The following is a 16,983-nucleotide window of genomic DNA, read 5'->3' as shown; positions in this document are numbered from 1 at the left end:
ATTTATTCACAATCGGCCTCGGCAGCCTTGATCATGATCGCGCACTCAATACGTTTTTTCTGCAATTCACATCCGATATCATATGCCCCACAGATGTCACCGCTGAAATTATACGCATTTGCTGCACATCCGCCGCTGCAGTAGAATCTTGCGAAACATTTTCTGCATTTTTCTTTTGCATAGACATTACAGCACTTAAACTCATCACGGATCTCTGTATTTTTTATACCTTCATCCACATTGCCAAGTAAAAACTTTTCATTGCCGACAAACTGGTGACATGGATAAAAATCTCCCCATGGTGTCACTGCAAGGTACTCGGTTCCTGAACCACAGCCGGACAGACGTTTTGCCACACATGGACCGCCCTCAAGATCGATCATAAAATGGAAGAAGTTAAAATCATCTCCCTCTTTGTGACGTCTTACCATCTCCGCTGCAAGTTTGTCATATTCCTCAAACAGCTGTGGAAGATCTTCCTCTGTGATCGCATACGGTTCACTCGGTTCTGCAACTACCGGCTCCACGGAGATCTGTTTGAAACCAAGATCCGCAAGATGAAGTACATCTGCCGCAAAATCAGGATTGTAGTGTGTGAATGTACCACGCACATAATATTTGTCCTGATGTCTGCTCTCTGCAAATTTCTGGAACTTTGGAACGATCAGATCATAACTTCCTGCCCCTTTGCGGAACGGACGCATCTTATCATGAACTTCCTTTCTTCCATCGATACTTAAGACCACATTTGCCATCTCTTTATTACAGAATTCCATGATCTCGTCATTTAAAAGCACACCATTTGTGGTCAGTGTAAAACGGAAATTCTTGTCATGCAGCTTTTCCTGCTCTCTTCCATAGGCAACTAAGTCTTTTACGACCTGCCAGTTCATAAGCGGCTCGCCGCCAAAGAAATCCACCTCAAGATTTCGTCTGTTACCTGAATTGGCAATTAAGAAATCCAGTGCTTTCTTTCCAACTTCAAAGGACATCAGTGCCCTTCTTCCATGGTACTCTCCCTCCTCAGCAAAGCAGTACTGACATGCCAGGTTGCAGTCATGTGCAATATGCAGACAGAGTGCCTTGACAACCGTCGGGCGTTTTTTGAAATCCATGATATAGTTTTCGTAAGTGTCCTTTGTAAAAAGTGACTCCTCATCGATCAATGTCTGGACTTCATCGATTGCTTCCTCCACTTCCTCTTTGCCGTATTTTCCGGACAGTGCAGATACGATCTCATCCCTTGCATACGATTCCGGCTGGCTCTGATCGATCATCTCAATGACATCATAAGTCACGTCATCCACCACATGAATCGCTCCGCTGTTTACATCTAAAACAATATCATAGCCGTTGTTCTTATACTGATGAACCACTATAATATTTCCTCTCTTTCTATCTGATTTTACAGCAAAACATTTAAAGTTTTCTGCAAATCAATGTATTTTTTTCAAGTATTACGGCATTTTAATGTTGCCGATAAAACGTACAAATGACCGCACGCTATGCGAACGGTCGTTTGCAGATTTCACTTATATCCGACCGTATGATTTTCATCGTTGTATCACACAGTCATTTTGTATGATGCCATGATGGCATATCCGGCACTCATATGCACAATTTTTACCATGCTATGCATGCCCGGCTGTACCAGCTCAAATCTTATTTGTGCTCGCAGCTCTGGTTTCCTACTGTACAGGATGTTTTGCATGCAGACTGGCAGGATGTCTGGCACTCGCCGCAGCCGCCTTTTTTGATTGTGTTCTGTAATCTCTTGGTATTTAATGTCTTTACATGTTTCATGATGCTTCTCTCCTTTTTTGTAATTTCCGCACACATGGGATACGCCATTTGCCCGCTCCCCGTAATACTATGTATTTATTCGCTTTCGCGCGGAGTTCTGTTAACTTATACAGTATAACATAACTTTTTTCATATGGGAAGTTTTTTTTATTCCGCATCCTTCGGCAGGATAATATTAAAGATGATCGCCACAATGGCTGCCGGAACAATACCGGAACCGCCAAAGATCAGCTGGATGCCCTGCGGCAGATGTGCAAGGATGCCGCTGCTGGATCCGATTCCATAGCCAAGTCCCAATGCGACGGAGACGATCGTGATATTGCGCATCGTCATCGGTTCTTTGGTAATAAGCTGGATTCCGCTGATCACGATGGATGAAAACATCATAACGGCAGCTCCTCCAAGTACACTCTGCGGCATGATTGAAATCAGTGCTGCAAGTTTCGGGAATAAACCACATAAAATCAGGAATACGGCTCCAGATGCAAGCGCCATACGGTTTACGATTTTCGTCATTGTGACAAGTCCTACATTCTGACTGAAAGAAGTATTCGGCAGAACACCAAAAAGTGCTGCAAGCGAAGAACCGATTCCATCACAGATGACACCGCCGGAAAGTTCTTTGTCGGTAGCTTCTCTGCCCATTCCACCTTCCATAACACCGGAGATATCTCCGACTGTTTCAACCGCGGTAACAACAAACATGATCAGAACCGGAATGATTGCTCTCCAGTCAAATACCAGTTTGACCGGCATTAATTTTGGAACGGAAAACCAGGCTGCATTTGCAACCTTATCCCAGTTTAACACCCAGGCTTTTGTGTATTCCACACCATCCGCATTGACTGCTGTTGTCGGCAGTACCAGTCCCATGATCGCAGCAATGATATAGCCTGCCACAATACCGATCAGGATCGATGATGCACTCGCCATACCTTTCATCCAGTGTTTCACTGCTACAATGATCAGTAAAACAGCTGCTCCGAGCAGTAAATTTTCTACTGAACCAAAGTCGTTTGCCGTATTGCCGCCGCCAAAAGAATTGACGCCGACCGCGATCAGTGACAATCCGATCGACAGTACAACGGTTCCCGTTACAACCGCAGGGAAAAATCTGCGGAGCGGCTTTAACAGAAATCCAAGGATTCCCTCAAACAGACCACCAATGACGGATGCACACATAATGGCTCCATATGCAAGGATTCCTCCTCCCATTACCTGAACCACACTGTTAAACACACCGATAAATCCGGAACTCGTTCCCATGATGATCGGTACCTTTCCACCAACCGGTCCGATCGCAAATAACTGGATCAGTGTCACGATCCCGGCGATTAACATCGCATTCTGCAGCAGATCGACCTGCAGACTGCCGAACTCCTCACCTGCAATACCACATGCCCCTGAGATGATCAGGATCGGTGTCAGGTTTCCCACAAACATTGCCAGCACATGCTGTAATCCCAGCGGGATTGCCTTTTTCAGCGGGAGTTTTCCGTAAAACTCGTACTCTGCTCCCTGTCTCTTCTGTCTTTCCATGTCTTCCTCCTCGTGCGTATCTTTTTCTGCATGAAACATTGATAATTTTTTTCATTCATGCACATTTTCTTTGAGTATAGCACGCCGCTGATATTCTGCGCAAGTCCTGTCTATATGCTAATTGGCACCCTGACAGTAACCACTAACTTATCATTCCGCCCGCCATCCCGGATGCCGCACATAGAATAAATGTTGTCGCCACTTTCGGCAGTTCCATGGAAACTCCCTGTTTAACCAGCACTGATATCAGGAATAAAATGCAAAAATAAATGGCTCCCGCTGCAAATCCCCATAAAAATTTCTGTGTTTTCATGATCTTTCCCATGAAAAATCCACCGATCACTCCGGAGACGATATAAATGACAACGATTCCCACCTTTACTGCCGATTCACTCAGATCAAACTTATATAACAGTGCAGCCAACAGTAACAGGAACAGGCAGCTTAAAAGGAACATGACCAGCACGGACACCAATACCGCAGTGACCGGATTGTTTTTTGCATCTCTTGTTTTCATTTTTGACTGTATATTCATTGACCACTCCACAGGTTTTCGATTCTGTTTCACTATATGAAAAAAACGCAAAAGCTATGCTCTTTTTACATGCTTTTGCGTTTTTTATTTTTATGATCCACCTTTTGCTGACTCTATCTTACAGATATGCAATACTATAAGCTGCCTTGAATGTTCCGCCCTGCGGCAGCATGTTTTCGTAGTCGCGCTGCTGCAATGTGCCGGTAAAATCTGTGGCATCGCATCTTCCGTACCATGGTTCAATGCAGACGAAAGGTGCATTTTTTCCTTCCGGTGACCATACTGCAAACAGCGGGGTGTCAAATTTTACGGTTACATACGGGATGCCTTCACGGTCAAGCAGGGAAACCTCTCCGGTCTGTTTTCCTTCGACCATGTAAGTGCACTCATCAAAGAATCCTTCCGTAAATGTCACACAGCCATCTTTCAGTGCCAGGACTTTATCCTCCATCACCGCCATACCGTCCGGTGTGTTTCCATGATGATGAATAGTATCTGCCAGGCCGCCAAATTTGAGACCATATCCGGTTTTATTTTCCTCTCCGTGAACCGGGCAGTTGAATGCCGGATGTGCACCGATGGAAAAATATAATTCTTTTGTGTCGGTGTTTTCCACAGTCCAGTTTACTTTCACCTCGTTTTTGCACAATTCATAACCAATGTGCAGTGCAAAATGAAATGGATATTTTTCACAGGTTTCCGCAGTATCGGTCAGTACAAATGAGATGTTCTCTTCCGTCTGTGCCTCTAATGTAAACTCCATATCTCTTGCAAATCCGTGCTGTCCCATCGTATAAGTTTTTCCGTCATAACGGTATTCTTTGTTTTTCGGCGCACCGACAAACGGAAATAATACAGGGGATGTTCTGCCCCAGTACTTTTTATCACCACACCACATATATTCAAAGTTATCTGATTTTCTTTTTACAGATTTGATCTCTGCTCCAAATGAGTCAATCTCCACTTTTAAATTTTCATTTTCCAACGTATATCTCATATCTGTCTCCTCTTCATACAGGCATTTCATTTCTCATCTGCCTGTCACTGCTCATTTTTCATTGCTGTTACATTATAACCTAACTTTTCCATAAAATCTATCCGGCAATCGTTTTATTTTTCACGCTACATACTGATACATGAATACAAAATGGCAGATGCTTCCAGCCATGACAAACAGATGAAATACTTCATGGGAGCCAAACTGACTGTGCTTCGCGTTGAACACCGGCAGTTTTAATGCATAGATCACACCGCCGACAGTATAGATCAGACCGCCTGCAAGCAGCCACAAAAATGCTGCCTGGGAAAGAGTGGCTAACAGTTCCCGGAATACAAACAGACACACCCATCCCATTGCGATATAGATCACGGATGAAAACCACTTCGGGCAGTTGATCCAGAGCACTTTTATCAGCATTCCTGCCGCCGCAATGCCCCACACTGCCGCAAGCAGCGTATAACCCGACTTCCCGCCAAGTACGATCAGACATACCGGCGTATAAGATCCGGCAATCAGGACAAATATCATCATATGGTCGAGTTTGCGGAATATCTTTAAAATTTTATCCCGGACAACAAGCGAATGGTACACCGTACTTGCACCATAAAGCAGCACCATGCTTCCCATAAACACTGCCATTGCCAGAATCGTTGTATGATTTCCATTCAGCGCAGCCTTGACTAACAACGGTGATGTGGCAAATATTGCCATCATCATAGCTATAAAATGTGTAATGGCGCTTCCCGGTTCACGAATCCCTATCTGTAACATAATATGACCTCCTTTTAGCAAAATAGTATTTATTATTTTTACATGTAGTATTTGTTACTATATCTTTTGTATTTTGATACTACTACTTATTATACATTATGTCAATTATATTTATGCTACATTTTTTCTCAATTTTTGCAGGTTTTTGGGAGGTTTACACAAATTTGCAGAACGCATTTTCCTATGAAGATTCGGATATCAAAAAACTGCCGCCCGCAGAATCTTATTCATCCGGGCGGCAGTCCTCTGTAACTCTATTCTTTTTTATAATTCGCAGTTATTTACGGTTCTTGGGAACGGAATAACATCACGGATGTTAGACATTCCTGTCAAGTACATAACGCAGCGCTCGAAACCGAGTCCGAATCCCGCATGTCTTGCAGAACCATATTTGCGGAGATCCAGATAAAACTGATAATCTTCTTCTTTTAAGCCGAGTTCATTGATTCTTGCAAGAAGTTTATCGTAATCATCCTCTCTCTGGCTTCCTCCGATGATCTCACCGATACCAGGTACCAGACAGTCAACGGCTGCTACGGTCTTTCCGTCATCATTCATCTTCATGTAGAATGCCTTGATCTCCTTCGGGTAATCGGTTACGAATACCGGACGTTTGAAGATCTCCTCGGTCAGATAACGCTCATGCTCCGTCTGAAGATCAGTTCCCCAGGAAACTTTATATTCAAACTTGTCATTGTGTTTCTCTAAGATCTCAACTGCCTCTGTGTATGTCACGCGGGCAAAATCGGAATTTGCCACATGCTGCAAGCGCTCTAAGAGTCCTTTGTCAATGAAGTTGTTGAAAAATGCCATCTCTTCCGGTGCATTCTCCAGTACATAGTTGATGATGTATTTTAACATGCTCTCGGCTAAGATCATGTCATCTTCCAGATCTGCAAATGCGATCTCCGGCTCGATCATCCAGAACTCTGCTGCATGTCTGGTCGTGTTGGAATTTTCTGCACGGAACGTCGGTCCAAATGTGTAGATGTTCTTAAATGCCATCGCATAAGTCTCACCGTTTAACTGTCCGCTTACGGTAAGGTTGGTCGGCTTATTAAAGAAATCTTTGGAATAATCCACGGTTCCGTCCGGATTTTTCGGAAGATTGTTCATATCCAGTGTTGTTACCTGGAACATCTCTCCGGCACCCTCACAGTCGCTTCCTGTGATCAGTGGTGTGTGTACATATACAAAATCTCTCTCCTGGAAAAATTTGTGAATTGCATATGCAATCAGGGAACGTACACGGAAAACTGCCTCAAATGTATTTGTTCTCGGTCTTAAGTGGGAGATCGTTCTTAAGTACTCAAAGCTGTGTTTCTTTTTCTGAAGCGGATAATCCGGTGTGGAAACACCCTCGATCTCGATCTGCTCTGCCTGGATCTCAAACGGCTGCTTGGTTCCCGGTGTCGCAACAAGTTTACCTGTCACGATGATCGCTGCACCGACATTTAACTTTTCAACATCATCAAAGTTCTCTAAAACATTGGAATATACGACCTGAACCGGTTCGAAAAATGTTCCGTCGTTCACCACGATAAATCCAAAATTTTTGGAGTTACGGATGCTTCGCACCCATCCGCCGATCGTCACGGTCTGATCCACATATTCTTCCTGTTTCCGGAATAAATCCCTTACATTTACCATATCCATAATTGAATCCTCCAATCCCCATCTCTTTGGTCTTCTTTTGGGATATTTATTTGATTAATTTGCTGTTTCTGTCTCGGCAGCGTCGACAGCTTCCTGCGGTTCTGCACTCTCTGTGCCCTCAGTACTCTCTGTCTCCGCCGGAGCTTCCACAGTCACATCCGCATTATCTTTGACAGACTGCAATGCAAGATTATCAACATAGACCTGTCTTAAATATTTTTCACCATAAGCTGCATCACCGTAGCCATAGTTCTTATATAAATCGTCTTCAGATGACAGACTGTTATTGCTCATCAGAGTCTGCACATAAGAAGAAAATCCGTCCTCGTCAAGCTCGGTGCCCTCTTTTGCTGCGATCGCACCTGTGATAAACTCCATGGAAATATTTTTCTCCATGCCTGATTTCCACTCCTGACGCACCTCATCAAGTGTCATGTTGTACTGGCTGCTGACGTAATCCTCAAGTTTGGATGCATCCCCATCACAGTAATTCTGTACATACTGTTTCTCATAATCATTGACACGGGCTGTCAGATAATCTTCCGGGATATCCACTTTACAGTTTTCTAACAGGTACTCCTGCACTGCTGTGTAAGTGTCACTGTCCTTATTGCTGCTGGCCTGACTTTCAAGGAATGATTTAATCTGTGCATACATATCATCTACTGTGTCAGCCTGAAACTGTTTCTGCGCAAAATCGTCATCCACATCATCGAGTGTCATCTCTTTCTGGATTGAGTTGACGGTAAATGTGAATACAACCTGTTTTCCGGCAAGGTCTGCATTGCCATAGTTATCCGGGAATGTCACATCGCTGTCAATAACATCACCGACAGATGCACCTTTCAGATCATCTGTAAAGCCGTCAATAAAGGAGCTTGACTGGCTTCCTGCGGAACAGTTATTGTCCACATCGATATTCTGATCCTCGGCACTTCCATTATCAAATGCCACTCCGTCTAATTTTCCAACATAGTCCACGTTTACGATATCACCATCTCCAACGGTTGTTTTGGTATCATCTGCAACGTAGAACGGTCCGTAATAAGAAAACATCTGCTCAAAATAATCTTTTGCATCCTGGTCATCCACATCATAATCGCCTGTGATCGTAACCGGAACCCTGCTGTAATCACAGAGTGTCACATAATCGGAAGGATCCAGATCATAAGAAGGACTCTCATATTCCACTGTTTCTGTTCCTTCTGCTGTTTCCGTGCCGTTTACTGATTCTGCAGCCTCTGTCCCCTCTGCGGTATCATTCTTCTTCCCGCCGCATCCGAGTGCAGTGACTGCCATCATCGTACAAAGCATTAATACTACTACTTTTTTCTTCATAATTATAATTACCTTTCTAATCCTTTAAGACAAGCTTTTCCGTCTAACTTTAATAACATACCACAATTTCTGCAAAAATAAAAGTATGTTTGACAAAAGTCAGGGATTTCGCTTTTAACTTTTTTATCTATGCATTTTTATAAATAATCCAGTTATCAGCATTCCATCTGCGGTTACCCTTCGTTCCTGGTCAATACGCGCAAAATTCCCCCTGCTTTTTCCCTATATATTTTTTCTGCTGATTTTCTATCCGCCTTTTTCACATAAAATCTGTTTCACTTTTTCTGTTAGCAGCTCATCGCAAAAAATCCGGTTTATGCTCTTTCGGCTTATACCACTTCCTGCAAAGTTCCGGCTTCTTCGGTACAAATATAACTCTCTTACATTAAAGCCTATGATTATCAGATTAAATATGGTTTCAACCGCATCTCGACAGTAACAGTGCTTTGCGTGGTAATACGTTTTCAATTGATGGAAACCATTCTCCTCAATGTCCCACCTGCGGTGCATCATTTCCCATAAGACTCGGTAGTCTGCCGCTTCCAGAGTCGTTACAAGCCACATGAAACGCTCTGTTTCTTTTCCATTTTCTTCCCACTGCTCATGATACCGCACCACACGCAGTTTATATGGACACCCTTCCATCTTAAAACCAGAAAGATCCCATACTTCAATCTTCTTTTTCCCTTTCCAGAAAGATGCCTTTTTTCCCTCATCCTGTTTGAACAGACGCTCTGCATCCTGAAAAATCATTCTTCTTTCGTCTTTCAGGCGTATCACCCCTTCCAGACCATTTTCCTTCAGAGTGTTGATAAATGGAGCATTCAGATATAACGCATCCGCCACAATCACATCCGCAAAATGTCCATGCCGTTTCTTCAGCCGCTCAATCAACCTTTTTCCGCCTGTCAGTTCTCCTTCGTCTTTCCCAGAACCATCCCTTGGTTTTAACATTTCCTGCCCCAGAATTACGTGTGGCGATTTACCTATAATCATGCACACCACACTCCGGTAAAAGTATTCGGTTTCCCCTGTGTGTTTTTTTCGGCTCAGACAGTTCGGACAGGATTTTTTTGTACTGCTGAATAATTCCACACCATCGAGACCTGCCACAACATATCCGCCTATCGTTCCTTCCCGGAATACCCGGTTACGTTTTATGATATCAATCATTTCTTCATGTATGCTGCGTATTTCATCCGGGTTTATTCTGGAGAGAAGGTCGCGGACTGCATCAACTTTTGGAATCCTTCCACTGATACAGTTTTTCAGTCTTTTCGACATGCTTTCAGGGGCTGAAAAAATGGTATGGAAACTTTCATACTGCAGCATCAGAAAAAGCAGTACCGGCATGACAATGTTAAACAATGGAATAGATTTTCTTTTTCTTTCGTCCGTTAAACACTTGATTTTTTGCGGGATTTTATATACACTCTTCATATAAGTTAGCAGTTTCTTCAATGCTAATTTTTCATTCAGGACACCTTCTTTCGTATGTTTTGTTCCATAACATAATTATACAATAAAAGGTGTCCTTTTTGAGTGATTATACAGAAAAAAACAGTAATTTGATACCCAAAATTGATATCCCCTGCTTTGCCTGGAATTCACAGGCAGAACAGGGGCTTTTATTTTTTAAAGCGAAATCTCTGGACAAAAGTTATCGTATATGATAGTTTTTTGAAAAAGGGGAAGAAACTATGGGAAAAGCACTTATATTAGGAAAAGATACAAAACATCTCGACAAAGATATAGAGTTATGCCGCACAACCAATGAGCGGATCAGTGATCAGGCGGCACAGTTATTGATTGAAAATCAGATTCCATTTACGCGGAGTTTTATTAAGATACCATTTTTTCTGCGCGAAAAATACCGGGGTGCACACCAGTTTTATGTCATCCATACCAACCGCAACCGCTATTCCCAGGCAAGACATACACTCGATCATATGGATTCCGTGTTCCGGCGCAGACTGATCGTGAGTAACTATTAAAATCCAGATACCCTTTTTCTTATATCTCACAGACTTTATACAGGTAACTATTCCCCTGTTTTCCCACTCTGTCCACGATTTCTAAATCCGTCAGAATTAGAAGCACAGTCTGTGCAAGCGACAACGGAATTTTTGCAGATTTTGAAAAATCTTTCGTAGTAAAAGGTTCCGGCAGGTCAAATGGGATAAACTGCATATAATCTTCCCGTCTCTCAATACAGACTTCCTCCACAAACTGCACCGGGATCCGGTCGTAGCGCTCACTGCCTTTCTTTTTATCTCGGCTCCAGCCGTTTAACAGGCGGTACTCCTCCATATCGATCAGTGCAAACCGAAATCTTAAGTTTTCATTTTTTAAAAACGGACGTATTTTATACAATTCTTTAAATGCCACATACGGATTTCCTTTTTTGGGGGACTTGCGCTTCGGTGACATCTCGCCACTCTCCTCATCGATCCACGAAAGCCATTTGACATGCGGGATCGGATAGACGATCGTGACCGGATAGATTTTTAAGAACGCATCCAGTTTTCTCCGCATAACCTGAAAGGAGCGTGTCTGTATCTCAATGATCTCGGTCCCCGTAAAAATGTCCGCCACAAAATTTTCGATTGGGATTTCGTGCATATCCGTATCCGGCGCATAATAATTTTTCAAAACGGCATGTACCGTTTTCTCTGAGAGCGTCCCGATTCCCTGACGCTCCCTGTTTATCCAGATCACTCTGTTTTTTGCAGCTTCAAACCTCAATTCATCAATACACATGACACATGACACACTCCTCTTGCAGAATGAAGTCTTATTTTCTCTCCGGATGCTTCATATCCTTTAAAATATCAAAGCAGTCAAAAGTTCTGAAGTAGTCATCCGGTGTCTCCGCACGGCGGATCAGCTGGGTGGAACCATCCTCTTTTAACAATACCTCTGCGGAGCGCAGTTTTCCGTTATAGTTATATCCCATGGAGAAACCATGTGCTCCTGCATCGTGGATCACAAGCAGATCTCCCATATCGATCTTCGGCAGCATACGGTCAATGGCAAATTTATCACAGTTCTCGCAGAGGGAACCTGTCACATCATATTTGTGGTCGCAAGGCTCGTCCTCTTTTCCCATAACGGTGATGTGATGATATGCCCCGTAAATTGCCGGACGCATCAGGTTGACTGCACAGGCATCCACACCGATATACTCTTTATAGGTGTGTTTCTCATGGATTGCTTTCGTCACAAGGCAGCCGTAAGGTGCTAACATGAAACGTCCCATCTCTGTATAAATAGAGATATTTCCAAGTCCTGCCGGAACTAAGATCTCCTCAAAAGCTTCCTTGACCCCCTGTCCGATCACGCGGATATCGTTCGGTGTCTGATCCGGTGTATAAGGCACACCGACACCGCCGGAAAGGTTGATAAACTGGATATCACATCCGGTCTTGTCACGCAGTTCCACAACCAGTTCGAACAACTGTCTTGCCAGTTTCGGGTAATATTCATTTGTCACGGTGTTGCTCGCTAAGAATGCATGTACGCCGAAATGTTTTGCGCCTTTTTCTTTTAAGATCTTAAATCCCTCGATGATCTGCTCATGTGTAAAACCATATTTGGCATCACCAGGATTATCCATGATGCCATTGCTCATCTTAAAGACTCCGCCCGGATTATAACGGCAGCTGATCGTCTCAGGAATTTTGCCGATCGTTTTCTCTAAAAAGTCAATGTGGGTAAAATCATCTAAGTTGATGATCGCACCAAGTTCATTGGCAAATTTAAACTCCTCGGCAGGTGTATCGTTTGAGGAAAACATGATGTGCTTTCCGTCAAATCCCTGAGAGTCTGCCAACATCAGTTCTGTTAAGGATGCACAGTCGCAGCCGCAGTCATATTCTTTTAGGATATCAAGGATGTACGGGTTTGGCGTTGCCTTTACCGCAAAATACTCACGAAATCCGGGATTCCAGGAAAATGCTTCCTTGACCGCCTTCGCATTTTCACGGATTCCTTTTTCATCGTAGAGATGAAACGGTGTCGGATATTTTTTTACGATCTCTTCGAGCTGTTCTTTGGTTACAAAAGGTTTCTTCTTCATAATATTCCTCCATTTTATTAAAATACAGCCTGTATCAGCACCATATAAAGCACTGTCCCGACGCCGATACTAAGCAGGTTGTTTCGTTTCCAGACATGAAGCAGTATCACTACTGCCACCGCTATAAACTCCGGTAATCCATATGGATAGGATGTGATACTTACCGCCTTTAAACAATAAATCACCAACATTCCGATGACTGCCGGCGGCAATACTTTTCCAAGATACTGTATCACCGGCGGGATCGGTTTTCCCGGCGGAAAGAATAAAAACGGGCAGAGTCTTGTAAAAAAGATCGTTCCCGCAACTGCTGCAATGATAACAAGTGAACGCGCCACACTAACCGGCATGATGCTCTACCTCCTTTTTCTGGTCTGTTTCTTTATCCAAAAACTTTCTGCACGGAAGCAGGATCAGCATAATACAGATCATGGTCGGCAGAATAAAATTGTCTGCGCCAAAGATCAGAAGACAAACCAGTCCGCATCCAAGTCCGATCCGTACGCTCGGACGGTTTTTTGACTCCATCCACTGCTCCACCATGATCACGACGAACAACGCCGTCATCGCAAAATCAATTCCTGTCGTGTCGATTGGAAGTACTGATCCAAGCAGTGCCCCGATTGCGGAACCGATGATCCAGTAAAGCTGGTCTAACAGTGCGATTGCAAATAAAAACTGTCCTTCTTCCACATCCTTTGGCACCTTCGTGACAAAAAATAAGGAATATGTTTCATCTGTCAGGGAAAAGATCATATACAGACGCTTCTTCCCCATCTTTGCAAAACGTTCTAATAACGACAGACCATAAAAAATATGCCGGATATTTAACATAAACTCCATGAAAATTACCTGTAAAAGACTCACGCCCGGCGCAAAAAAATTCACGGCGAGATACTGTCCACTCCCTGCATAACACAGGACGCTCATCAGTATTGCCCACAGAAAATTATACCCTTTTTCCTGAATCATCACTCCAAAAGCCATACCGATAAACAGATATCCCGTCATGACCGGTATTGTATATGGAAATGCAGCTTTAAACGCTTTTTCATAGGAAGCTTTTTTACTTACTTTGTTTTTTTCTATTTCACAATCCATTTCTTTTTTCTATCCCTGTTACTTTATCACTTTAGCTTGTCGCACTATGTACTCTACAACAATTTTTGTGATACATCAAGACAATTTTCAACAAAAACTTCACTATTGCAAAAACATGTGCTATACTCTTTTTAGTCGCGTTTTACACGAAAAGGAGTTATGAATGAGTATTACCGTTTTAAATTATATGGATCACGCATTAGTCAGCCGCATCAATGAACAGGCTGCAAAGCGTGCCGAAGCTGCAAAACAGTCTAATACGGATGATTTTGCGGCTGCGTTAGCTGACAGTACAAAAGCTTTGGAAAACAGCCAGAATACCTCACAGACCGGTACCACAGGCGCAGATACATCAGGGATATCCGCAGCCCAGACAACTGCATCCTCTGCAAATTCCTATACTTCAGGCGAACTTGACTCTATTTTTGAAGAGGCCGCCAATTCCTATGGTGTTTCTTCTATTATATTAAAATCGATCGCCAAAGCAGAATCCGGCTTCAATCCCTCTGCCGTGAGCAATGCAGGCGCTGTCGGGATCATGCAGTTAATGCCATCTACCGCTGCTGCTCTTGGTGTTTCCAATTCCTATGATGCAAGAGAAAATATCATGGGCGGTGCAAAATATATCAGCCAGTTATTATCCAATTATCAGGGAAATATCTCCCTTGCGCTCGCCGCTTACAATGCCGGCAGCGCGAATGTGGACAAATACGGCGGCATCCCGCCTTTTACCGAGACACAGAATTACGTCAAAAAAGTACTCTCTTATATGGAAGAATTTGGTTCTGCTGTTTCAAATACCGTATCTTCTGTTTCAGATCAGCTTTCTTCTATTTTTAATCTGACCGGAAGTGCGAGAGATGAGGCAAATCAGATGCTTGCTGATTTCTTCTCATCCAAAAATATCAGCAAAGATGCACTCGATATCTTAACCGCTATTTTAAAATTGAAAAATATGATATCTGGTCAGACAACATCAACAGATGTCTCTTCTGCTTTACAGAATACGGATACTACATCATCTGCTGTGGGAAGTACCTCTGAAACCCCATCCGACCGCACTGCAGTCCTTACTTCCATAAATTCTGATTCTGAAACAATTGAAGATATCACAAAAGACATCCCTGTACGCGTGATTCCTTCTGCAGAAACAGATACGGACGAAGATACTGATACTGAAACAAACACAGATATTGATGCAGCTGTCAGCACAGATACTAATGACGATGTCAGTACAGACACTGACAGTGAATCTTAAATATCCTGTTGCCTGCGGATTGCCCGCAGGCAATTTTTATGTCGATCCTATGGATCTCAAAACTTCTGTCTGATCCGTAACTGTTTCATACTTTCCTACATCGTTATGATAATTCTTCAATCTGTCCCTCTAAGTAGTGATTAAATTCTTTCATAAACTGATACACCGTCTTTACATCCTCTGTAGAATAATGGGACAAAAACTCCATATCCCTTTTTTCCCAGCGTTTGTGACGTTTTGCATGTTCCTCAAACAACATTTTTCCTAGATCCGTCAGTTTAAAATAGACTTCTTTTTTGTTCGATTCCAAAGTGTATTTTTCAATCAGACCTTTCGCTAACAGCTTCTTTGTCATTTTGCTGATCGCGCCTCTTGTCATCCCCATATGTTCTGCGATCTTTGTGACATTCGGCAGCTCTAACCTTCCGATATAATCAATACAGTGTGTCTCGGAATATCCATACTCATCGAGACATTTCCCTTCGGTCAGCTTCGAGAGCATGTCCTGCCGCTCTAACATCAGCGCAAGCTCTTTTAACAGAAGTTCCTGCTCTTTCATACATCCACTCCCTTACATAAAAGCAAATATTGTTTCCTTGTCAACAATTACTTCTGTTTTAATATAGCGCAAGTTTGTTTCCTTGTCAACAATGTATGACAAAGATTCTGGGGCAAAAAACAGAGGCGTCAAGATTCTTGTCTCTTGATGCCTCTGATGTTTTTACTGCTTACGCGTCAAAGTGAAATCCTGCCAGTAAAGAGCCCAGGCTGGTGCCTGTGGATTCTGTATCGGTATATTTTTCTAATTCTTCCTCTGCAACACCTTCGGTATCAACCATCTCTTCCTGCAGTGCTTTCATGCTGAGGCTGATCTTATTATCGTTGGTATTGACAACTTTTACTTTTACCTTCTGTCCCTCTTTTAACACTTCGGACGGCTTTTTGATACGGCGCTCACAGATCTGTGAAATATGTACCAGACCACTCAGTCCGTTTCCAAGGTTTATGAATGCACCATATGGCATCAGTGACTCAACAGTTCCTTCCATGACAGTGCCAGGCACGATCATGGAGATCTTGTGGTTACGTTCTTCGGCTTCTGCCTCTCTTGCTACTGCCTTGCCGGATAAAACAAGTTTTTCTTTTTCTGCATCCACAGTGATCACGCGTACCTCGATCTCTTTTCCGATCCACGCGTCAGTATCTTCCACATAGTCAAGTGTGATCTGGGATGCCGGGATAAATGCACGGATGCCTTCCAGATAGGTGACAACGCCGCTCGGTACGCTCTCTTTGATGCGGACTTTGACTGTTGTCTCATCTTCCATCATCTGTTTTAATTTATCCCATGCGAGTATATCGTTCGCTTCTTTTTTGGAAAGTACGATATTTCCGGCACCATCGTCCGTCTGTACCACAGTTGCCTCGATCACATCTCCCTTGTGTACCTGTTCCATGATATTAAAATCAGGATCATTGCTCAGATCAGCAACTTTGATGATTCCCTGCGCATAATATTTTAAATCCAGAGTCACTTCCTCTTCATTTACATCAATGACTGTACCGGAAATGATGTCTCCCTCGTTGATCCTGCGGAAAGAGGCTTCCAGTTCGTCTTTGTAGTCGTCCATTGTTTCCATTTTGTTATCCTCCCATTTGTTAATATCATTTTCAAATCGTCAGTATATATGATGTTGGGATCAAATAGTGCATTTAAGATTTCTGATTGGCAACTTACACAAAGTCGTGCCTATTTTGTTCCGATGTCCGAAAATAAGAAAAACTAAGTATGCCTGAATTAGATTTTTTCAAAGTGACGTGAACGGCAGCAACGAGTCATCCCTGACTCGATGCTGCCTTGTTCTGCCATCCATGGCAGAACATCACTGTGAATAGACAGACAT

General features: G+C 43.1%; 17 protein-coding genes. 2 read left to right on the top strand and 15 right to left on the bottom strand.

Annotated features, from left to right (window positions below; genetic code table 11):
- Positions 1-2 precede the first annotated feature (2 nt).
- The 9 genes from scfB to RIL182_RS04580 form a co-directional block, all read right to left on the bottom strand.
- Positions 3-1,376, bottom strand: coding sequence for a thioether cross-link-forming SCIFF peptide maturase (gene scfB / locus RIL182_RS04620; protein WP_006856452.1), 1,374 nt, complete (start codon positions 1,374-1,376; stop codon positions 3-5).
- A 286-nt stretch (positions 1,377-1,662) separates the two neighbouring features.
- Positions 1,663-1,803 (bottom strand): six-cysteine ranthipeptide SCIFF, encoded by a 141-nt coding sequence (gene scfA / locus RIL182_RS04615; protein WP_044998835.1) that lies wholly within the window; start codon positions 1,801-1,803, stop codon positions 1,663-1,665.
- A 147-nt stretch (positions 1,804-1,950) separates the two neighbouring features.
- On the bottom strand, positions 1,951-3,342 hold the full coding sequence (locus RIL182_RS04610; protein ID WP_172606698.1) for a uracil-xanthine permease family protein: 1,392 nt from the start codon (positions 3,340-3,342) through the stop codon (positions 1,951-1,953).
- A gap of 142 nt (positions 3,343-3,484) precedes the next feature.
- On the bottom strand, positions 3,485-3,877 hold the full coding sequence (locus RIL182_RS04605) for a TIGR04086 family membrane protein (RefSeq protein ID WP_006856482.1): 393 nt from the start codon (positions 3,875-3,877) through the stop codon (positions 3,485-3,487).
- Between the two features lie 118 nt (positions 3,878-3,995).
- Positions 3,996-4,874, bottom strand: coding sequence for an aldose 1-epimerase family protein (locus RIL182_RS04600; protein ID WP_242655514.1), 879 nt, complete (start codon positions 4,872-4,874; stop codon positions 3,996-3,998).
- 120 nt (positions 4,875-4,994) lie between these two features.
- Positions 4,995-5,648 (bottom strand): PAQR family membrane homeostasis protein TrhA, encoded by a 654-nt coding sequence (gene trhA, locus RIL182_RS04595; protein ID WP_006856484.1) that lies wholly within the window; start codon positions 5,646-5,648, stop codon positions 4,995-4,997.
- Positions 5,649-5,912: 264 nt separating this feature from the next.
- Positions 5,913-7,304 (bottom strand): asparagine--tRNA ligase, encoded by a 1,392-nt coding sequence (gene asnS / locus RIL182_RS04590; RefSeq protein WP_006856486.1) that lies wholly within the window; start codon positions 7,302-7,304, stop codon positions 5,913-5,915.
- Between the two features lie 54 nt (positions 7,305-7,358).
- Positions 7,359-8,642, bottom strand: a complete 1,284-nt coding sequence (locus tag RIL182_RS04585) for a trigger factor (protein ID WP_006856487.1) — start codon at positions 8,640-8,642, stop codon at positions 7,359-7,361.
- Between the two features lie 246 nt (positions 8,643-8,888).
- A complete protein-coding gene (locus RIL182_RS04580) occupies positions 8,889-10,082 on the bottom strand; it encodes a transposase (RefSeq protein WP_243128698.1) in 1,194 nt (397 codons plus the stop codon).
- Positions 10,083-10,342: 260 nt separating this feature from the next.
- Between RIL182_RS04580 and RIL182_RS04575 the strand changes: the two genes are divergently transcribed.
- Complete coding sequence (locus RIL182_RS04575) at positions 10,343-10,636, top strand: hypothetical protein (RefSeq protein WP_006856490.1); 294 nt, start codon at positions 10,343-10,345, stop codon at positions 10,634-10,636.
- Positions 10,637-10,655: 19 nt separating this feature from the next.
- Here the strand turns inward: RIL182_RS04575 and RIL182_RS04570 are convergent, their stop codons facing one another.
- The 4 genes from RIL182_RS04570 to RIL182_RS04555 are packed head-to-tail and all read right to left on the bottom strand — an operon-like array spanning position 10,656 to position 13,821.
- Complete coding sequence (locus RIL182_RS04570; protein WP_006856491.1) at positions 10,656-11,402, bottom strand: hypothetical protein; 747 nt, start codon at positions 11,400-11,402, stop codon at positions 10,656-10,658.
- A 34-nt stretch (positions 11,403-11,436) separates the two neighbouring features.
- Positions 11,437-12,720, bottom strand: coding sequence for a diaminopimelate decarboxylase (locus RIL182_RS04565; protein ID WP_015520098.1), 1,284 nt, complete (start codon positions 12,718-12,720; stop codon positions 11,437-11,439).
- Positions 12,721-12,737: 17 nt separating this feature from the next.
- Positions 12,738-13,070, bottom strand: a complete 333-nt coding sequence (locus RIL182_RS04560; protein ID WP_006856494.1) for a branched-chain amino acid transporter permease — start codon at positions 13,068-13,070, stop codon at positions 12,738-12,740.
- On the bottom strand, positions 13,060-13,821 hold the full coding sequence (locus RIL182_RS04555) for an AzlC family ABC transporter permease (protein ID WP_006856495.1): 762 nt from the start codon (positions 13,819-13,821) through the stop codon (positions 13,060-13,062). The genes RIL182_RS04560 and RIL182_RS04555 overlap by 11 nt, the downstream gene beginning before the upstream one ends.
- Positions 13,822-13,984: 163 nt before the next feature.
- On the opposite strand from RIL182_RS04555, the gene RIL182_RS04550 reads away from it, so the two are divergent.
- Positions 13,985-15,079: a lytic transglycosylase domain-containing protein gene (locus RIL182_RS04550; protein WP_006856496.1), complete on the top strand. Its 1,095-nt coding sequence runs from the start codon at positions 13,985-13,987 to the stop codon at positions 15,077-15,079.
- A 103-nt stretch (positions 15,080-15,182) separates the two neighbouring features.
- On the opposite strand, the gene RIL182_RS04545 is transcribed toward RIL182_RS04550, so the two are convergent.
- Positions 15,183-15,638: a MarR family transcriptional regulator gene (locus RIL182_RS04545; RefSeq protein ID WP_006856497.1), complete on the bottom strand. Its 456-nt coding sequence runs from the start codon at positions 15,636-15,638 to the stop codon at positions 15,183-15,185.
- A gap of 169 nt (positions 15,639-15,807) precedes the next feature.
- On the bottom strand, positions 15,808-16,719 hold the full coding sequence (locus RIL182_RS04540; RefSeq protein WP_006856498.1) for a S1 RNA-binding domain-containing protein: 912 nt from the start codon (positions 16,717-16,719) through the stop codon (positions 15,808-15,810).
- Between the last annotated feature and the right edge of the window lie 264 nt (positions 16,720-16,983).

The sequence above is a fragment of the Roseburia intestinalis L1-82 genome (assembly GCF_900537995.1).
Classification (GTDB): Bacteria; Bacillota; Clostridia; order Lachnospirales; family Lachnospiraceae; genus Roseburia; species Roseburia intestinalis.
The sequence above is the reverse complement of the archived record's forward strand: the minus strand, read 5'-3'. Positions and strand labels throughout refer to the sequence as shown.